General features: G+C 41.2%; 18 protein-coding genes. 11 read left to right on the forward strand and 7 right to left on the reverse strand.

All coding sequences use genetic code 11. The features are described from left to right. Window positions 1-478: 478 nt before the first annotated feature. The 7 genes from U2P91_RS03125 (at window position 479) to U2P91_RS03155 (ending at window position 8,810) form a co-directional block, all read left to right on the forward strand. Window positions 479-1,123 carry a TetR/AcrR family transcriptional regulator gene (locus U2P91_RS03125; RefSeq protein WP_111888697.1) on the forward strand — a complete coding sequence of 215 codons (645 nt, stop codon included), beginning with the start codon at window positions 479-481 and terminating at the stop codon, window positions 1,121-1,123. Continuing rightward, the gene (locus U2P91_RS03130; protein ID WP_111888698.1) at window positions 1,120-2,487 is read left to right on the forward strand and encodes a phenylacetate--CoA ligase family protein; all 1,368 of its coding nucleotides are present in this window, start codon (window positions 1,120-1,122) and stop codon (window positions 2,485-2,487) included. The genes U2P91_RS03125 and U2P91_RS03130 overlap by 4 nt, the downstream gene beginning before the upstream one ends. 357 nt (window positions 2,488-2,844) lie before the next feature. After that, window positions 2,845-3,513 (forward strand): TetR/AcrR family transcriptional regulator, encoded by a 669-nt coding sequence (locus tag U2P91_RS03135; protein ID WP_111888699.1) that lies wholly within the window; start codon window positions 2,845-2,847, stop codon window positions 3,511-3,513. 225 nt (window positions 3,514-3,738) lie between these two features. Continuing rightward, entirely contained in the window at window positions 3,739-5,730 is a 1,992-nt protein-coding gene (locus U2P91_RS03140; protein ID WP_111888700.1) for an FAD-dependent oxidoreductase, read from the forward strand. 182 nt (window positions 5,731-5,912) lie between these two features. After that, window positions 5,913-6,992: a uroporphyrinogen decarboxylase family protein gene (locus U2P91_RS03145; RefSeq protein ID WP_111888701.1), complete on the forward strand. Its 1,080-nt coding sequence runs from the start codon at window positions 5,913-5,915 to the stop codon at window positions 6,990-6,992. Between the two features lie 109 nt (window positions 6,993-7,101). Beyond that, entirely contained in the window at window positions 7,102-7,737 is a 636-nt protein-coding gene (locus U2P91_RS03150; protein ID WP_111888702.1) for a TetR/AcrR family transcriptional regulator, read from the forward strand. Beyond that, window positions 7,737-8,810 (forward strand): radical SAM/SPASM domain-containing protein, encoded by a 1,074-nt coding sequence (locus tag U2P91_RS03155; RefSeq protein WP_111888703.1) that lies wholly within the window; start codon window positions 7,737-7,739, stop codon window positions 8,808-8,810. The genes U2P91_RS03150 and U2P91_RS03155 overlap by 1 nt, the downstream gene beginning before the upstream one ends. Before the next feature lie 125 nt (window positions 8,811-8,935). On the opposite strand, the gene U2P91_RS03160 is transcribed toward U2P91_RS03155, so the two are convergent. From U2P91_RS03160 to U2P91_RS03175, 4 genes are all read right to left on the reverse strand, one after another. Next, window positions 8,936-9,619: a P-II family nitrogen regulator gene (locus U2P91_RS03160; protein ID WP_111888704.1), complete on the reverse strand. Its 684-nt coding sequence runs from the start codon at window positions 9,617-9,619 to the stop codon at window positions 8,936-8,938. Continuing rightward, window positions 9,606-11,099: a DUF1538 domain-containing protein gene (locus U2P91_RS03165; RefSeq protein WP_111889772.1), complete on the reverse strand. Its 1,494-nt coding sequence runs from the start codon at window positions 11,097-11,099 to the stop codon at window positions 9,606-9,608. The genes U2P91_RS03160 and U2P91_RS03165 overlap by 14 nt, the downstream gene beginning before the upstream one ends. A gap of 339 nt (window positions 11,100-11,438) precedes the next feature. Continuing rightward, window positions 11,439-13,214, reverse strand: coding sequence for an oleate hydratase (locus U2P91_RS03170; RefSeq protein ID WP_111888705.1), 1,776 nt, complete (start codon window positions 13,212-13,214; stop codon window positions 11,439-11,441). Window positions 13,215-13,345: 131 nt separating this feature from the next. Continuing rightward, window positions 13,346-13,924, reverse strand: a complete 579-nt coding sequence (locus U2P91_RS03175) for a TetR/AcrR family transcriptional regulator (protein WP_111888706.1) — start codon at window positions 13,922-13,924, stop codon at window positions 13,346-13,348. 175 nt (window positions 13,925-14,099) lie between these two features. Here U2P91_RS03175 and U2P91_RS03180 point away from each other — a divergent pair, with 175 nt between their 5' ends. From U2P91_RS03180 to U2P91_RS03195, 4 genes are all read left to right on the forward strand, one after another. After that, window positions 14,100-14,237, forward strand: coding sequence for a hypothetical protein (locus U2P91_RS03180; protein WP_162624518.1), 138 nt, complete (start codon window positions 14,100-14,102; stop codon window positions 14,235-14,237). A 46-nt stretch (window positions 14,238-14,283) separates the two neighbouring features. Next, the gene (locus U2P91_RS03185) at window positions 14,284-14,625 is read left to right on the forward strand and encodes a zinc ribbon domain-containing protein YjdM (RefSeq protein ID WP_111888707.1); all 342 of its coding nucleotides are present in this window, start codon (window positions 14,284-14,286) and stop codon (window positions 14,623-14,625) included. 301 nt (window positions 14,626-14,926) lie between these two features. Beyond that, the gene (locus tag U2P91_RS03190) at window positions 14,927-16,078 is read left to right on the forward strand and encodes an aldo/keto reductase (RefSeq protein WP_111888708.1); all 1,152 of its coding nucleotides are present in this window, start codon (window positions 14,927-14,929) and stop codon (window positions 16,076-16,078) included. A gap of 257 nt (window positions 16,079-16,335) precedes the next feature. Next, on the forward strand, window positions 16,336-16,764 hold the full coding sequence (locus U2P91_RS03195; protein WP_111888709.1) for a flavodoxin: 429 nt from the start codon (window positions 16,336-16,338) through the stop codon (window positions 16,762-16,764). 108 nt (window positions 16,765-16,872) lie between these two features. Here U2P91_RS03195 and U2P91_RS03200 read toward each other — a convergent pair whose 3' ends face one another. From U2P91_RS03200 to U2P91_RS03210, 3 genes are all read right to left on the reverse strand, one after another. Next, on the reverse strand, window positions 16,873-17,298 hold the full coding sequence (locus tag U2P91_RS03200) for a hypothetical protein (protein WP_111888710.1): 426 nt from the start codon (window positions 17,296-17,298) through the stop codon (window positions 16,873-16,875). Between the two features lie 159 nt (window positions 17,299-17,457). After that, entirely contained in the window at window positions 17,458-18,795 is a 1,338-nt protein-coding gene (locus tag U2P91_RS03205; RefSeq protein ID WP_111888711.1) for an MATE family efflux transporter, read from the reverse strand. Between the two features lie 54 nt (window positions 18,796-18,849). Further along, on the reverse strand, window positions 18,850-19,443 hold the full coding sequence (locus U2P91_RS03210) for an MBL fold metallo-hydrolase (RefSeq protein ID WP_111888712.1): 594 nt from the start codon (window positions 19,441-19,443) through the stop codon (window positions 18,850-18,852). Window positions 19,444-19,960 lie beyond the last annotated feature (517 nt).

Genomic DNA, 19,960 nt, shown 5'->3' on the forward strand with positions numbered 1-19,960 from the left:
GGTTCGTCGTTTTCTACTCATGTGTATAGTTTATCTTATTTTCTGGATTTTGTGTCCAACTATTTGTGGACATTATAGAAAGCGATAAAAAATCATCCCGATATTGAAAAACAAATAGAAATTGATAAGAAGGATGAGCGAAATATTGCAATTGCCAGACGCGCCAAAGCCAAAGCCTATGATATCATGATCCCTGTGTTTGGGGCGTTTTTACTGACAGTTGCTCTAATGGGGGTTGATTTGATCATTGTGTTATTATTGGTTAGTGCATATTTGTTTGTTGTTTTTTATGGGTTGTATTATCGAGTCAAATATGATCGGGAAATGTAGTTTTTTTCTTTCGAAGGATGGATTGACTTTAATTAATTCTTAAAATGGGATAGCAGAGAAAGATCAAATAAGGGCGCCCTATTGACTTGTCAGTCAACAGGGCGTATACTTTACTTAAATATTGACTCACTAGTCAAAGGAGGTTTTTATGTCAATTGAATCTTTTGAAAAAGTATCAGATGAAAAAAAAGCGGCCATCATCCAAAGCGGAATTGCGGAATTTTCGAACAAATCCTATATGGATGCCAGTACCGATGAAATAACAAAAAACGGTGGCATCTCCAAAGGGATCTTGTTTCATTATTTTGATAACAAGAAAAATTTTTATCTTTATTGCCTGGAAGTTGCGTTGAAACGTCTTCTTAGAGATATCCACAAACCAAATCAATCAGATTTTTATGGGATTATCTTTTCTTATGCCGATGAAAAATTTAAATTGTGCCAAGAATATCCCAATGAAATGCGGTTGGTCAATATGGCGGCCCGGGAAATGAGCACTAAAATACTTGAAGAAAAAAATGCACTGATGATACGCTATATGATCAGTACGCGAAAGAAATCACAGGAGATTATGGCGAAAGCCATCGCTGCTATTACATTAAAAGATATTGATGGCGAAAAATTAAAAGACGCTATAACTTTATATCTGGGGGCGATTATTAACAAATATCTGGAGCGGTATAAAGAGACCCCAGAGTTATTTTTCGAGCGTTCAGCAGAGATTAAAGCCGAAATAAAAGAGTACCTTGATTTTATGTTAAATGGAGTAGTGAAGGAAGGCGAATCGTCATGAAAAAAATTAGTTTAATCAAGTCAATTTGGCTTTGTTCCCGATATCCGAAAAAAAGTGATTTAGACAAGGCCAGAATTAGAGCAGAACGGCTTAATCGTCTGGTTGATTATGCAGAACAAAACAGCCCTTATTATCAAGCGCACTATCAAAATATTGGAGAGAATTTTAAGCTAAGTGATTTACCACCAACGAATAAGGTCGATCTGATGGCGCATTTTGATGAGTGGATAACGACAAAGGATGTTACCTTAAATGAAGTAGAAATTTTCCTGAAAGATTTGGACAATATCGGACGAAAAATCAAGGGAAAATATCTGGTGTTTACCACCAGCGGCTCTACGGGAAACCCCTTGGTCGCTCTATATGATCAATCCACCAATAATGTTATGACCGGAATAAACATGATGCGAAGTTTTGCCAGAAAAGCAGATTTTATGGCCTTTATAAAAGGCGGCGGAAAAGCCATGGGAGTGTTTGCTACCGGTGGTTTTTACTTGGGAAATAGTTCGGTCCGGGCGCGCTTATTATCGATGCCCTGGAAAAAAAGACAGTTTGGCGTAACCAGTGCCTTATATCCGATTGCTCGGATCGTCGCTGAGTTGAATGCTTTTAAACCGACGATGTTGGGGGGCTATCCGACCATTCTGGAACTGCTGATTGATGAACGGAAAAAGGGGCGGCTACAGATTCAGCCAATTTTAATCATGACCGGTGGCGAATACCTGAGTCCGCAGCTGCGAAGTTCCTTGGAAGAGGCTTTTGGATGTACCGTTCAAACCTCTTATTCTTGTACTGAAGGCGGAACCATTGCGTGTGAATGTCCGGAAAAACATTTTCATATTAATGATGATTGGATCATTGTGGAGCCGGTTAACCATCAGAATGAACCGGTGGCGGATGGGGTACAGTCAGATAAAATCCTGATCACCAACCTATCTAATTATACCCAGCCTTTTATTCGATACGAGGTTACTGACCGGGTGATTATGCATCATGAACCCTGCTCTTGCAACAATCCGTCACCTTGGCTGACCCTTGAGGGACGTACCGACGACATCCTGACTTTTCACGAAGATGGCAAGATGATTAAAATTTCGCCACTGGCTATTTATGCAACGCTGAAAGAAATCCATGGGATCATTCGGTTTCAACTGATTGCTGAAGGAGAGAATAAGCTTGAATTGAGAATCACACCCGGGATCGGCGACGATCCACAGCGCTTATTTGAAGAAGCGCAGAAGAAACTATCGGCTTTTCTGGCCAGTCATGGAGTGACGACTGCCCATCTCTCTTTTTCTGATTTGACACCGGTGCAGCATCCGCAAAGTGGAAAGTTTAAGCATATTATTAATAAAACTGAGTGATTTTGGAGACTCAATCCTTGCAAAATTAGCGGACGCAGATATCCAGATCAAAATAAAGATCCTATAGAGAGTTTAAATCAATTAGCTTCATAGATCAAGAAAGGTCAGAATTGATTTGTTATTTTCACTTGACACTGAGATACATTACGGTGAAAATGATTGTATCTTATTGCATGATCGGGTAGTTGTTTAAAAAATAAACAAGCTTAGTTTTTGTCATAATGGGATCCTTTGTTTGACTAATACCATGATGTTGGGTGAGTTTTAAATTGAAACATGGCGCCATCATAATCCAAAGTCAAAATCTTGCACTTAATTAATGCATAACAACGTTAAGAAAGTTGGGAGTTTTTTAAAATGAAAAAAATGAAACCGGAAACAGAAATGAAAGAAAAAATATACAATGCTGCAAAAGTGCTTTTTTATGAAAACGGTTATATCAAGACGACTTATAAGCAGTTAGGGGAAGCGGTCAATGGGAATGGTGCGTTGGTGGCTTATTACTATGGATCAAAAGGAAAACTGGCTACCTTGGTTTACAACGAGTATATGAATCAAATAAAGAACATGGTCAGAGAACAATTTAATATAAATAATATCAGTTACGATGTTCTTCTTGCAACTGCCATTGAAATTCGGGTTCATGGGAGTCTGATGAGTACTAATCGGAATCTGAATCTTTTTTATTGGGAGATTATGAATGAAAACATTCAGATAAAAGAAGAGGCTGTTAATGAAGAGTATTTTCAGGAGTTAGTTAAAATCTGCAAATTGGATTTGCCGATTTACAAATTAAAGCTGCTTAATTATGGAGAGTTCGGATTTCGTCAGGCTACGTGTCTGGCTCATCAAATGGGAAAAGTCGATTGTTCCTATAAAGAGTTTACAGATGCTGCGATTGAAACATTACTGTTGTTGTTAAGACAGGTTGATCGGATTGATGAAATTTTAGCTGTTTCGGAAGAATTTGAAAAAAACATGCCAGAATTAGCGATTAAAAAAAACTTTGTAATTGACTTTAAATAACATGATTTATTCTGATCAAGGGTTACCGTTTGTAAAAGCTTAATATTACGGAAAAACTAATTTCAATTAGCGGCTATAATTTTTATACAATGCTTATTTATAGCCATTAAAAAGCTTAATAATTTCTTGATATTAATTGTGATTAATATTACTCTTGCGTTTTTTTTAATTTTCATGGTATACTTACTTTCGTAAAATAAATTAAATAACGAAAGGGTATAAACTATGAATAATTATCCCCATGTTTTTGAGTCCATTCGCATCCGTGGTGTTGATTTTAAAAATCGCATCGAGATGGCACCGCCATCACCAAACCGTGCTGACCGGGATGGCCGGGTTTCCCGGGAATTTATTGACTGGTTCAAACCCATCGCTGAGGGTGGAACGGCCATGATCCATGTTGGCAATTCGGTGATTGATCGGGCCGAATCCAGCGATGAAGAACGTCAGTTAGATTTAGGTACCGACGGATGTATTCTTCCGCTTTCTCAATTTGCCGAAATGTGTGAAAGTTTTGGGTGTCAGGCTTCGCTTGAAATCAATCATTGTGGCATGGATTCTGATCCTTTCAGAATTGGACATCCGGCTATTTCAGCTTCTTCCATCATCACTCCGGCAGAAATGGGACGTGCTAAGGCCGGTGGGCGGGAGCCTATTCCTACCATTGAAATGAGCCATGAAAAAATCAAAGAAACCGTTGATAAATATGCGATGGCCGCTTACCGTTGTCAGAAAGCCGGTATGAAAGTCTGTATGATTCACGGTGGACACGGGAATCTGATCTCTCAGTTTGCCAGCAAACTCTTTAATAAACGCACCGATGAATATGGTGGTTCCCTGGAAAACCGGGCCCGGTTCTGTGTCGAAGTGCTGGATGCTGTGCGACAGAAAGTGGGGGAAAATTTTGTCATTGAATTTCGGATTTCAGCAGATGAAATTCATCCTGACGGTATGCATTTTGAAGAGACCCTTGAGTTTATTGAATTGATTAAAGATAAAATTGATATTCTTCATGTTTCCGCGGGAATTCACGGCGATTTTGCGTACATGCGTTATTGGTGGCAAAACTCCATGATGGACCGGATGTATAATGTTCATTTTGCTGCGGATATCAAAAAACGCTTCCCAGATTTACTGATTGCTACCGTTGGTTCGATTATGAATATCAAAGATGCGGAAGCGATTATTGCCTCTGGAAAAGCAGACTTTGTCGCGATGTGTCGTCCGCTAATTGCTGATCCGGCGATGCCACGAAAATATGCCCTTGGTCAGGAAGAAGACCATCGACCATGTATACGTTGTCAGTATTGCGGTAAGAGATTGATTATGCCCCGAGTAATCGGCTGTGCGGTTAACCCACTCTGTGCTAATATTGATGAATTTCCCTATGGTAAAATTCCTAAAGCTGAGATAAAAAGGAAGGTTGGCGTAGTTGGTGGCGGTCCAGCCGGCATTCAGGCTTTATTGACTCTTTGTGAACGGGGGCACGAGGTTGTTCTTTACGAAAAAGAAGATCAACTGGGCGGGAATGTTATTACTGCGGCTTCGCCCAAATTTAAGATTGACATGCAGGATTATCGGGATTATCTGGTTCGTCAAGCTGAAAAATCATTGGGAACGATTCATTTGAATACTGAAGTAACGGCAGAAATGCTGGATGCTGAGCAATTTGATGCCCTGATTTTGGCAGTAGGAGCCGATCCTCTGATTCCAAATCTTCCCGGGGTCGATTTACCGCATGTTCATTGGGCACCTGATGGTGAAATGGGATGTGTTACTGTGGGAGAACAGATCGTGATCATTGGTGGTGGTGCGATTGGAATTGAATCGGCCATTGAACTGACTGAAAAAGGAAAGCAGGTAACGGTACTTGAAATGGCGCCAGATCTGTCTAACCTCTTTATGACCGCCAGTGGTACGATGCAGGATCTATTGGAAAAGATAGAAACGCTAAAGATTCCAGTAATCACCAGCGCAAAACTCAAGTCCATTGATGAGCAGACTGTTTACTACGACGATTTAACCACCGGAGCTGAGCATACCCTGCCTGCGGACACGGTGTTACTGGCGGTTGGAATGGTTCCAAGACATCAGTTGGTTGATGAACTGCGTCAGAGTGCGCCGCCAACTGAAGTTTTTGTGGTTGGAGATGCGATTGAAGTTGGTAATATTGCCGAAGCTGTAAATAGTGCGTTTAAAATAGCGGTTCATCTATAAATTGGCGCTGTCTGTTCGAGAGCGTAAAAAACCTGAATCGCTTAGATACAGATGCGGTGTAAAAAACAAGTTTTTATAGGCATAGTCCAGATCGTAGTGATAGGCAAAATTAAGTTTGAGGTTTTCGGTTTTTGGGAGATGCTCAATGAGAGGCACTGTGTTATCTTGTAGGAGGAACAATAATGAGTAAATTTATGGAAGTGGCAGCAAATCGGGATTATTCAAAGTCATGGCAGGCACCAGGGAGTTTCCCCTGGATTTTTCAACAGCCTAAACCACCCATTGAGAAACGGGTGATCGGTGTCAGGGAGAATTATATTCGCTGTGCCAAAGGTGAGCAGCCCTATTGGATGCCAGCTTATTTTTATGAATCCAATATTGTCTGGCCGGACGCGATGGAAGAGCACCCGGTGCCTGAGGTCGATGGCTATGATTGGTGGGGTGTCAATTGGATAATGGTTGATTCAGCTGGTGGAATGATTACCAAGCCAGATACCCGAGCCATTTCAGATTTTTCGCGTTGGAAGGAAGAACTGAACTGGCCGGATTTATCCCTGGTGGATTTTAGAACCGATGGGCAGAAGATCCAGAAAATGTTGGACCCGGAACGGCCCCATGTCTATGAATGTGTGGAAGGCATTTTTGAGCGGCTCCACGAAATGCTTCCCTTTGAAGAAAGCCTGATGGCATTTTATGAAGAACCGGAGTTACTGGAAGAATTTTTTCAGAAAATGGCGGATTACAAGATTGAATCGACACAAAAGATCATTGATTATTATGGTAGAATCGATGGGGTTCTTTATCATGATGACTGGGGTACCCAGCGATCCGGTTTTTTTTCCAATGAGATGTTTCGGGAACAGATCATGCCAGCCACCAAACGATTTATGGACTATCTAAAGAAAAAGGTTGCCTTTATTGAACTCCATTCCTGCGGCAAGAATATTCAATATGTGCCGATGATGCTGGAAATGGGAATAGATATGTGGACTCCCCAGCTATTTATTAATGAACCGGATTATCTTCATTCCACCTATGGAAAAGTAATGACTTTTACCTTTCCGCTGATGATTGAGCCTCAATGGAAAGAAGATGAAATACGCAGAGCGGTTCGGGAATTTGTCGATCATTTTGGTGAAAATGGTCGGGTTATGTGCTGGATCATGACCGAAAATTTTAATCAGGATCAGGAAGACATTGCCAGAGATGAGCTGTATCGTTATTCGCTAACCTATTACAATCAGCGCTTTGGTCGAAATTAATAGCGAAAAAATAACTTTAAAACCTGACTTGACAGGCTAGCGTTCATTAGCTATAATAAAGCTAATGAACGCTAGCTTTAATTTTTGACAGGAAGTTTAAGGAGAAGTGATGACAAAACGCAATACCAGAGAAATAATATTAGAGGAAGCACTGAATCTGTTTTCGGTAAAAGGCTATCAAAGTGTGACGGTTAAAGAAATCGCCCAGGCAGTGGGAATTAAAGACAGCTCACTGTATAAGCATTTTGCCAGTAAGCAGGCCATTTATGACACCTTGCTTACGTGGATGAATGAAAAATTTGAAGAAACCGTAACCTTTTACCGGTTGCCTCAGGGTGAGTTAGAAAGTGTCGCCAGGGAATATGGCCGCAATGATCTGGTCTGGCTTAAAAAAGCCTGTGAGGCTGTTTTTCTTTTTTTTCTTAAAGATCCACAGGCATCAAAGTTTCGTAAAATGTTAACCATCGAGCAGTATAAAAACAGTGATGCAGCTAAGACATTATGCAGTTGGTTTTTTAATGACGCCATCCAGTTTCAAACTGATTTATTTACTGAGATGATCAGGCAGGGAACCTTTAAAGAAGGTCCGCCCCAGATTATGGCGTTGCAGTTTTATTCACCATTTTACACGCTTTTATGCCAATACGATAGTATGCCGGAAAAAGAAGACGAAGCAATGGCTCTGCTGATAGCACACATCGAACAATTTGCATCAATTTATCAAATAAGAAATGAGGAAAGCTGATGAATTTAAATAGTATGATGGACCAGGGAATCACCCAAATCATGAAAACCGCCGGTCGATTCTATCTGGGGAATAACAAAGGCCGCGCATTTTTGATGAGCGTTCTACCGGAGATGGCAAAAAGCACGGCCAGAAGAAAAAAACAGGAAAAAGAAGGCTTGCATGTGCCGCCATTTCTGATCGCCAGTATCGCTTCCCAATGTAATCTGCACTGTGCCGGATGTTATGCCAGGGCTGGCGGAGGCTGTGGTACAACGACTGGCAAAGCGGAGATGAAGGCCGGTCAATGGGGAAATATTTTTGACCAGGCGGGGCGCCTTGGGGTCGCTTTTATTCTGCTGGCTGGTGGAGAACCTTTTTTACGCCGGGATATTCTTACGCTGGCCGGGGAGTATCCAAACATCATCTTTCCGATCTTTACCAATGGTACCATGTTGGATCAGGAGACCATTGCATTTCTTGATCAACATCGCAATCTGATCCCCATTTTCAGTATCGAAGGCAATGCCGAAGAAACCGATTCCCGCCGCGGGGTGGGTACCTATGAGCAGATTGAAGCGGCCATGGCAGCCTTGAAAAAGCGCAAAATCCTGTTTGGGGCATCGATTACGGTGACTAAAGAAAACATGGGGCTGGTAACCAGAAAGAATTTTCTTGAAGCTTTGGAGGACAAAGGCTGCGGCGTCAGCCTGTATATTGAATATGTCCCGGCAGAAGAGGGAACCGAATATCTGGAATTGGGAGAAGCAGAGATTAAGCAATTACAGGAAATTTGTATACAATTGAAAAAAAACTTTAGTAAGATGGTGATTCTATCATTCCCCGGCGACGAGGAGGAAATGGGCGGATGTCTGGCTTCGGGACGGGGATTTTTTCATATTAATCCCTATGGTGATGCCGAGCCCTGCCCCTTTTCACCCTATGCCATTCAAAACCTGACCAGTGATTCGGTGGAAGCTGTGCTTCGCTCCCAGTATTTTTTCGATCTCCGGGAGATTGCTAAAAGTGCCGGAAACCATGGCGGATGTACCTTGTTTGAGGTGAAAGATCAGGTTGAAGAATTGTTGGCATAAATCGTAAAGCGTTTATTAAAGTCTTCAAATAAGAACAGGTTAATGTGTTTAAAATAAACACATTAACCTGTTCTGGTCTCCGGCCGGAAGCGTCAATTAAAAAAAGCTACCGAATCAGGGTCAGATTAATGATTGTTCTGGTACAGCCCATAGGTTCGGTTTACACCAATGGTAAAAATAATCCCATTCCCGGGTTTGCTCATTTCAGTAGCGTCCTGAATAGCGTTGACGACTGTTTCTGTTTTCGCAGTTTCCAGGATTAGCATTACTACTTCTTTTTCCGGTTCAATATCCATGGCAAAGAGTTTTGAATACTCATGAATTCCCGAGCCTCGGGCATTCATGATGGTTCCACCCTTAGCACCGGCTGCTTCTGCTGCACCGACAACCGTTTCAGCATTGCCGCGATCGACAATCACAAATATCGCTTCATACATTGTTTTATTGACTCCTTTTTCTTCATGCGTTTTATCATAGAAACAATTTCGAACGCCTAAAAAATTATTAAGCGCCGCCGTAAAGGCAATGCCATGATTGGCTTTGGCGAATTTAAATTTCTGGCTAATCGCCTCAGCGGCTGATTCGATTTTTTCAGTTTGGGCGATCATTAGAACCACTTCCACCCGTTCATCACAGATATCAAAAAAATCGTTGAGCAAACAGTGCTGGGTGCCTTTTCCCAGAAAAATGGTTCCCCCAGAAATTCCATATTTTTTTCCCAAATGCAAAACCTTGGAACCAACGCCGAAATTGACAATGACAGCCAGCATTTCATAGCTTTTTTTTAGTGTGTTTTCAAGTGTGTTCATCTTCGAAAATGCCTCCTTTTACCGTTTTTATTTTGAAGATCAGGCCTAGAATCTCCAAAGCAATGATTGGCATCAGGGCCACCATGGCAATTAGTCCAAAACCGTCTATCAGTACATTCGCTCCTTCGATGGATGCGGCGGCACCTTGGGCAAAAGCAAGAATAAAGGTAGCCGTCATGGGGCCGGATGATACCCCGCCAGAGTCAAAAGACATCCCCACAAAAAGCTTCGGTACCAGATAGCTTAGAACAATGGCAAGAAGATAACCCGGCAACAGATAGTGCCAGAGTTTGATTTCCGGAATGACGATGCGCAACATCGACAAGCCTACAGCGAGAGATACCCCCAGGGATAAGGCAACCAGTACGACCCGTCGTTTTAGGTAGCCGCTGGTGACATCTTCAATTTGCTTGGTAAGGACATAAACCGCCGGTTCAGCCAGAATCACCACCAGTCCAAGCAGACCGCCAATGCCAACCAGGATGGCTTTATTATCAAAGTTAGCAATGGTATAACCGACCAGGGTTCCCACTTCCATAAACCCGGCGTTAACGCCAGTTAAAAAAAGAACCAGACCAATTAGGGTATAAATCAGGCCTTTGATGATTCGTTTAAGGGGCTTCTTTTTTAGTTTAAAGGCGAGCATCTGAAAAACAACAAAGACAATGACAATCGGCAAAAGGGCCAGGGCGACTTCGTAAAGCATGGTCGGCAGCTTTTGGATAAATGGCAGGAAAACAGCGGTTGAATCGGACAATTCACTGTCAAGGCTGCCGCCTATTTCTTTGGTCCCCTTTAACACACTCATCAGCATCACCGCAAGAATGGCACCGGTGGAGGCAATGCCAACCAGACCAAAGCTGTCATCCTCGGAGGCGCGTCCCCTTTTTAATGAAGAGATCCCCATCGATAGAGCCAGAATAAAGGGAACGGTCATCGCCCCAGTGGTGGCTCCAGAGGCGTCAAATGAAATGGCCAGAAATGCTTCGTTGGTAAAAAGAGAAACGATTAGAATCAGCCCATATAGGATGGTCAACAGAATACTTAAAGATTTGTTATAAATAATTCTTAAAAAACCAACGGTTAACAGTAAGGCGATTCCAACGGACACATAGATAATGATTTCAGTTTTAGTAATAACATTGGCAGAAACAAGGGCTACCTGACCAGCTAGAATATGGAGGTCGGGTTCGGCAACGGAGATAAAAAAACCAAGCAGTAAGCCTGAAACAATGACAATCCAGACCTTATTGCTTTTGGTAATATGCGTTCCCATCAAATTTCCAATTGGTGCAATACCCAGATCCACGCCGAAGAGAAAAATCGTCAGACCAACGACAATAAAGAGTGCACCCAGCAGAAAGCGCAACATAATCGGGACTTCAATGGAAACGAGAGTAAAACTTAGAATAACGACAATTAGCGTAATCGGCAAGACTGAAACCAGAACCTCTCTGAATTTCTCGAAAAGAATGCTAATAATAACCAACTCCTTTCTAAACTTTTATTGTGGTGGAGGAAATTACGAGAATCAACAAGCAGAACGATCTTACCGGGCAACTAGTGGATTTTAAAAATTTATGAGGTAACGAATAATTATGGCATCATTATACCAAAGAAGACAAATAAGGACAACCGTAGTCCTAAATTTGGCTAATGGCGTATTTTAGTTTAATTAAGACAATGATAAAAAAACAGAGACAACCTTGATTGAAGAGGTGTCTCTGTTTTAGGGAGGAATATTTTGCCGGTTTTTCTAAAATCGCTAGAAATAGTGTAATAGAGGTCGGCTTATTGATGCGAGATAGATTATTCTAACTTAAAATAGTTGATACGTCTTTAGCAACTTTTCAAGGTCAGTTCCCTGAATTCGTCTGAATACTTCAAACAAAGCCAGTTTCTCCTGATCACCCAGATCGAGATCAGTTATTTTCTTGCCATCACGAAGCTTGACGGTTGAGGTCAGGAGATCGCGGATATCGTAAGTACTTCCCCATACTTCCGGTACGCCGCGATCAATATCAAGAAGTGTGTAGACGGCTTCCATGGCGGTGCGGATTGAGTATTCCGTCGTGAAAATGGTGTCGCGTCTTGTTTCTGCAAACTGACCCAAGAAGGCAAAGTTCACTGCATTTTCAGGAACGACTAAAGGCCGGTCTCCAGCTTCACGAGGCATGAAAAAGGCGGTGATATAAGGCATCATGCAAGGGATGGTGTTAGCACTATTTTGAGCAAGTGAAGGAATTTCGCTTTCCGGCACACCAAGATGATACAGCCATTCCATACATATCTCGATGCCGGTACATTCGCGCATGGTCTTTTTTACATAGTTGCCGGGTTTATCACTGAACAGGCCATAAATCCAACCGACGAGTTGACCTTCCGGCTGGGAGCGAAACTGCGGTTGACGATTGAAGGTCCAGCTCAACAACCAGTTAGAATCCCTGGCGGTTACAATACCTCCGGTAACCGTTTTCCCGGAGAAAGGATCGCGCTGACAGATTTTTTGAATATAAGGTGGAATTTTATCGTCAAGAGTGGTGACGGTGGCACTCATCCAGTTGGTTTGTTCGGGATCATAGCAAAATTTATCGGGATTTCCGAAGGATGGATCTTGAACAGCGATTTTGCGCCACATATCCCATCCACCACCCTCGTTGATTTCTTTATTGTAAGGGGCGGGTTCATTTTGGCTGCCCAGCGTCGAATTTTCCACACAGCCGCCATTGGTAATGAAAATGAGATCATTCTCGGTCAGATCAATGCATGAGTTTTTTCCATCCTGAAAAACAACAATTTGTGTGGCCTTTTTTTGGTTCATGTTAATATCAAATTCGACATTGACAACTTTGGTATTGTAATGAAATTGGACACCAAAAGACTCTAAGTAGTTGATCATTGGCAGAATCATCGATTCGTACTGATTGTATTTGGTAAAGCGCAGAGCGGTGAAGTCGGGAAGACCGCCGATATGGTGAACAAATCGTTTAATATAAAGTTTCATCTCTAATGCCGAATGCCAGTTTTCAAAGGCAAACATGGTTCGCCAGTATAGCCAAAAGTTGGAGTCAAGGACTTCATTACTGAAACATTCGTCGATACGCTTATTGTAGAGCTGTTCATCTGGGGTGAAGAAAAGATGCATAATTTCCATCGCACCTTGATCCGAAAGACCGAATTTTTTATCGGTGTGGGCATCTTCGCCACAATTGACAGTCGCTCGCATCAGTGAAAAATTTGGATCGGCTTTGTTGAGCCAATAATACTCATCAAGAACACTGATACCTGCGGTTTCGATTGAGGGAATTGATCGAAACAGATCCCACATACATTCAAAGTGGTTATCCATTTCACGTCCCCCCCGCATCACATAACCAAGACCTTCATAGAGAAATCCATCACAGGCTCCGCCTGGAATCGGATCTTTTTCGAGAATGTGGATATGTTTACCTTGCATTTGACCGTCACGAATCAGGAAACAGGCCGATGCCAGAGCACCAAGTCCAGAACCGACAATGTAGGCTGATTTTTGGTCAACGCCGTCCGGTTTTAATGGGTGTGCAAAAGCTTCATAATTTCCGCTGGAATAATACATAGTAATAACCTCCGTTTATTGTTCAAATTTGTTTATGGGTTCATTGTAGTAAAGATCGTCATAATTTGATATAAACAAAAAGAGTGATTTGATAAAACTCTGATCAAAGCACTCTTTTTGTAATAGGTTGTTCATAGTATAGACCTGGGCGGTCGATCGGTGCGGAATTGGTTAAGGGCGGTGGCAACTTGTCCTTGTAGTAGTGTAGCAAGGCGATCGATTAGGATTTTAGGATCTTCCTGCATGGCACCACGGATCCATTCAAGCATTAAGCCGACAAAGGCGTACTTATAAAAATCGGCGATGAATTTTTTATCCGCTTCACGGATGGTTATACCGATCGCTTGTTCTTCAACAACATCAATCATCAGTTTGTAGGTTAATTTATAAAGATATATTTCAACTTGCTCACGACTGACGGAATGATAGACATTCATAATAAAGGGCTTGTTGTCGAGCACGACTTCAAAGATTTGTAAAAATCCCTGTTGCCAGGTATCGTAGGTTTTTTTACCATTGAGAGCCTTTGAAGCATCTTCGACACAGGACCATTCCACGAGGTCATAGATATCTTTAAAATGATAGTAAAAGGTCATTCGGCTAATTCCACAGTCCGAGGCAATATCATTAATTGTAATTTTATCCAAGGGCTTTTTTAAAAGCAGATTTTTTAACGAAATTTCCAGCGCTTTTTTGGTGGTTTGTGACATTTTTACCTCCCCCAAATGTATTGATTGATCTTTTATTGAAGTATATCATATTTTTTGCGGGCGAATGCTTAACAAATCTTTAACATCATCAGGATATGATATCATGTAGTTGAATTTAGCAAAGCTATCAATGAACATTCAGTGAAGAAATTACACGCTCAATAGGATTGCTTCGATGACCATTGCAGCACTAACATTTTTAAAAGACTGCCAGTATTTAAAAGAGTGGATTACATTAAAATATGACAAGCATAAATCAATCAAAGCGGCCATCGGGATGACTTGTCAAGTGGATCAGATTATGATAGTATGAATAACTCGTACCACGAGAAAAACCAATTATGAATGGAGAACAATACATGGAACAATTGCCGAATTGCCCTAAATGTAATTCAGAATATACCTATGAAGATCGAGAACTGTTGATCTGTCCAGAGTGTGCTCATGAGTGGACAATAGATGCAACAGACGAAAACAGTGACGATGAAAAGAGTATCAAAGATTCAAACGGAAACGTCTTAAGTAGTGGTGATACGATTATCTTAATCAAAGACCTTAAAGTAAAAGGCAGTTCCCAGGATCTCAAAAAAGGCACCAAGGTAAAAAATATCCGTCTGGTTGACAGCGATCATAACATCGATTGTAAAATTGACGGTTTTGGAGCCATGTCGCTAAAATCAGAGTTTGTTAAAAAGGCATAATCATTAGCACTAAAATGGTACAGACTCGCCTAGGAAAAAACTAAAAAAGCAAAGTGAAACAAACAAAAGCCCACTGATTTTTACTGGCAGAAAATCAGTGGGCTATTTTTTTGAATTGACGAAATCAAATATTTAAATCTTCGTAAGGTAGTTATAGGCCGATTTAAAAAAATAAAAGATTTTAACTTGGACTAAAGATCAGATAGTAGTATAGTAATAGTAGACAAATAATTCAATACAAATTAATTAGACTAAACAGTTTATCGCAAATTGTTTAAATTTATAATTAGGGAGAAAAAAGATGTTGTATCGAAAATTCGGAAAAACAAATGAAGAGGTTTCAGTTTTAGGGTTTGGTTGTATGCGGTTGCCGGTTATCGACGGGGTTCAATCCAATATCGATGATGAAAAAGCCATCAAGATGTTAAGGTATGCCATTGATCATGGTGTGAACTATATCGATACGGCCTATCCTTATCATGGCACTGGTTTTGACAAAGGTGGAGAGAGCGAGCTTTTTGTGGCCCGGGCCTTAAAAGATGGTTATCGTGAACGGGTTAACATCGCGACCAAGCTGCCGTCATGGTTAATTCAGTCACGAGCCGATATGGACCGATTATTGGATGAACAGTTAAAACGGCTGGAAACGGATACAATCGATTTTTACCTGCTGCATGGACTCAACAGAGGTTTTTGGCAAAACCTGAAAAATCTGGGAGCCCTTGAATTTCTTGATCAGGCGATCAAAGACGGAAAAATCAAATACGCCGGTTTTTCGTTTCATGATGATGTTGATTTATTTGTCGAAATTGTCGATGCTTATGATTGGTCTTTTTGTCAAATCCAATATAATTATCTGGACGAAAACTATCAGGCCGGTAAGAAAGGCCTGGAATATGCGGCCAGCAAAGGAATGGGAATCACCATTATGGAACCAGTCAGAGGCGGCGCTCTGGTTGATAAATTACCCCAGGAAGTTTTAGCCGCCTGGAACGAAGCGCCAATCAAAAGAACTCCGGCTCAATGGGCGCTGCGGTGGGTCATGAATCATCCTGAAGTTTCCGTGGTCCTCAGTGGTATGACGACGATGGAGCAGGTGATCGATAATATCAATACTGCCAATGCAGGTGCAGCCAATTCACTAACCAATCAAGAACTGGCGTTAGTGGATTTTGCCAAGAAAACAATAACAGAAAAAATGAAGGTCAACTGTACAAATTGCCGGTATTGTATGCCATGTCCATCCGGAGTTGATATTCCGGGACATTTTTCGCTTTATAACAATGCCTATCTCTTTGATACCCTTGAAAAAGCTAAATCTCTCTATAGCACAATGTTTCCTCAAGATGCCAAAGCCTCTCATTGCGTTGAGTGTGGAAAGTGTGAAGAACATTGTCCTCAGAATATTGCCATTATCGAGGAATTAAAAAATGTCAGAGCAGCCTTAGAATAAAGTGGATGCCTTTAAAATAAATTTCAAAAGGGATTGACAAGAACAGAAACTCTTGCTAATATGTTAGCAAAAGCTAACACAAAACTAACATAGAGTAAAGAGAGAACCGATGAGTTGATTAGATCGATGTTCGCTGATATCAAAATTGGAGGTAAGCATGACCCTGAATTGGAAAAAAACCCTTAAACAGATCACCAATAATGTCTGTTAAATTGGAAATGATTTAGCAAAAATTATTCAGATCAGGAGAATTTATGATGAAAAAAGTATCAATTGTTTATTGGAGTGGAACCGGAAATACTCAGGAAATGGCCGAAGCAGTTGCCGCTGGAGCAGAGGCTGGTGGTGCTGAAGTAAAGGTACTTAGTGTGGATAAGGCCAATATTGAAGAACTGTTAAGCAGTGATGCCATTGCTTTGGGTTGCCCTTCCATGGGTGCCGAAGAACTGGAAGATCAGGAAATGGAGCCTTTCGTCGCTGAACTTGAAAAAGAAAGTCTAACCGGAAAACCTTTGGCCTTATTTGGATCCTACGATTGGGGCGATGGCCAATGGATGGATGAATGGGAAGAAAGAATGAAGAAAACTGGGGTCAATCTAGTCGATGATGGCTTAAAAATCAATGATGCCCCCGACGATGCTGGCTTGGAAGCCTGCAGAGATTTAGGCAAACGACTGGCTTCATAGCAGTATCTAAGTAAAAAAGCACGGCAATCACGAAATAAAACCATGGACTGTTTAGCGCCATGGTTTTGTTTTTTTAGAGGTTTGAAAAAAGTCGACAGGTCTGAAAACTTAGCCTTTCTTTTTTTGCATTTCCAGTTTTTTTAGCTCAAATTTCTTTTTATAGTAGCAAGCATAGACTTGAGCATTTTGTTCCTGTTGTTCGCTGACAGAAAGTAAGCGGCACTTGTTGATGACCATCATCTGCCCTTTAAAAATGAGATAGATATCTTCCACATCGCGGAGCTCTTTGTTAGGATCCGATAATTGATTCATTGTTTCTTCAGCTAAGATGAGTAATTGTTTTTTTATTTCAGAATCTGATAGCTTTACGGCGAAACCAACCTTTTTTTTATTCTTTTCCGGAAGGTCAGTTGAAGCGTTTAATGGTGATTCTGAAGGCATTGGTTTTTTGGGGGATGCTTCTACAATGGGTTCTTTTTTATCTTTTTTTGTTAGCTTTGTTCGTCCATGGAATTCGTCTCGTGTGATTCGCAAGGTGGTTACCTCCAATAAGTATGGGAATAGGTTTGTTTAATGGAAATTGATGTAAAAATAAGATTTCATAATTGTCTTATTCTATCACCTTTTAGGGGAAATGACTATTAATAAATTTGGTCAAGTTGAGCAACTTTGAAAAGCACAGTAAATGTTATTTTACTGATCTTGATTCAAAGGATAAGTTGCGATTCTTTTAATCCATTTTCGGCTCTTCAATCGATAGATACACCAGATCGCTTTGATAATCTGGTCAATTTTCAGTAGCGTATAGATCCAAAATGCCGGTAAATGCCAGACGAAACCAGCCATTGCTCCAAGCGGAACCGAGGCAGCCCATAAGAAGATAATATCCGCCACCATTAAAAATCGGGTGTCTCCACCGCCGCGAAGAACCCCCTTGGTCAGGATACTGTTGGTCGATTGAAAAATAACAATAAAACCGATGGCAAACATTAGTTGAGCCGCAATTTGTTGAGTCTCTGGGGTCAGGTTGTAGAGACCAATCATCGGTTTGCTGGTGATCCAGATAAGCATAGCACTACAGAGGCCGATGGCGATGCCCAGATATAAAAAGGTGACGCCTTGCTGCTGAGCAGTTTCCTCATCACCCCGCCCCAGGGTGTGACCTGTGATAATAGCACTGGCGTTGGCAATCCCCTGGATAAGCACCGTACTCAGTTGCTGAAGAACCATCGTGATGGCATTAGCAGAAACAAAACTGACGCCTAACCGTCCAATCACCATCGCCACAGCATTATTGCCAAGGGCGAGTAAAACATCACTGATCAAAACCGGAATAGCGATGTTAATGTATTCCCTTAAGATATCCCGACATCGCATAAAGAGATGAAAGAGGCGATAACGGATTTTTTTGTCAATAAAAAATAGATAACCGCAAATAAACGAAAACTCAAAAATTCTGGCAATTAATGTTGATAGGGCAGAACCCTCAATACCCATCCGGGGGGCTCCCAAATTGCCAAAGATAAACAGGTAGTTAAAGAAAATATTGATGATAAATGCAAAAATCGATGAAACTAAAGGGAGTCGAACTTGACCGACACTTCGTAGTACAATGGTGGATGTCAGCGAGAGTCCTAAAAGCAGATAGCAGGGAACTGCCCATTTAAAATAGCGCGTACCTTCTTGGATAATTTCTGGATCGGTCGTATAGATACGCATGATCGCTTCAGGAGCAAAAAAGGTCACCAATGAAAAAAGCAAAGCAAAACCAATGCAGATGCGGAACATAATGGTAATTGATTTTTTTAAGGCATCAGGGTTTTTCATTCCCCAGAAACGAGAGGTGAGTACAGAGGCACCCATGCCAATCCCCATGCAACAGATCTGAAAAACCATAATGAACTGATTGGCCAGGGAAGCACCAGACAAGGGCAGTTCTCCCAGCGCCCCCACCATTATTGTATCGGTCATGTTAATGCCAATGGTAATGAGGCTTTGTAAGGTGATCGGAATGGCAATAGCAGCCACCATTTTATAAAAGGATTTATCTTTGATGATATATTTGATTGGTCTACCTCCAGAAAACTACAGTATTATTTCGTCATTGGGTTCTAAAATCAGGCGGCCTTCAGCCACAAAGGCTTCGGCAATTTTACGATCAAACAAAGCACCCGGTTTCATATGAATGGGGATGGTATGGACGGCACCGATGACTGCTGCACAGTCGGAGGCTTCCTTGGGATCCATATTATAAAAGCCATCAGTCGGCAACAAGGCATAGTCAAGTTTTTCTTTAGATAAAACGTCTTTCATATAGTCGGTGGTGGAAGTATCACCGGAAGCATAAATTTTAACGCCATCAAGCTCAATCACATAGCCCACACACTTGTTTTTGTCATGCCCGGAATTATAGGCCGGTACGGCCTGGATAGCAACTTCATGAATAGTCCGGGTTCCATAATTACCGTTTATCAGAATGGTTTCCGGTCGGACAACTACACACCCCTGATGTTGCTGTAATAATGATAAATTGTTATGATCGGGATGTTCATGGGTTATCAGGGCAATATCAGCAGGAAGATCGTAGCCTTCCCCAGCAAATGGATCAACGTAGAGTACGATGCCCTGATCGGTGACAAGCCGATAACTGCCATGGCCTTGATAGAATAATTTTCCCATTTAATTTCTCCTTCAATAAATTTTGTTTGATCAATTTACTTACTTAAATAGTCGCGATTAAATGTTGATTCAGCATCATAATTTAATTTTGTTGATTTTAGTTTATAACCATGAATTGATTTTGTCAAAGGAATTTAAGAAGAATAAGCCGATATAAGCGGAGAGATTAAGATTGGCATGAGGAAAAGTGGCAGTATTAAAGCTTAGAAGGAGAAACAAAAAATAAAAACAACGGCTCTTCGATAAGACCGTTGCTTTCATGAAAGGTTAGGATAGTTTAAGTGTTTGATGATGCTTTGTATGTTTATAATATATATGCCAATGCTTAAAAATGTCTTGAAATGGTTCTAAGTTAAGAATTAATTAAGAAATTCTAATATACATGGATGTAGTGTATAAGGCACATAAATATTTATTTGCAACCTGGTTATCCAAGCATCACTTAGCAACCATGCCCTTTACAATTGAACGCTATGCCAGTCATGACCCGAAGATAACGAAGATGGAAGTTTGGGTG

This window comes from Acetobacterium sp. K1/6 (assembly GCF_034438075.1).
GTDB classification, from domain to species: Bacteria; Bacillota; Clostridia; order Eubacteriales; family Eubacteriaceae; genus Acetobacterium; species Acetobacterium carbinolicum.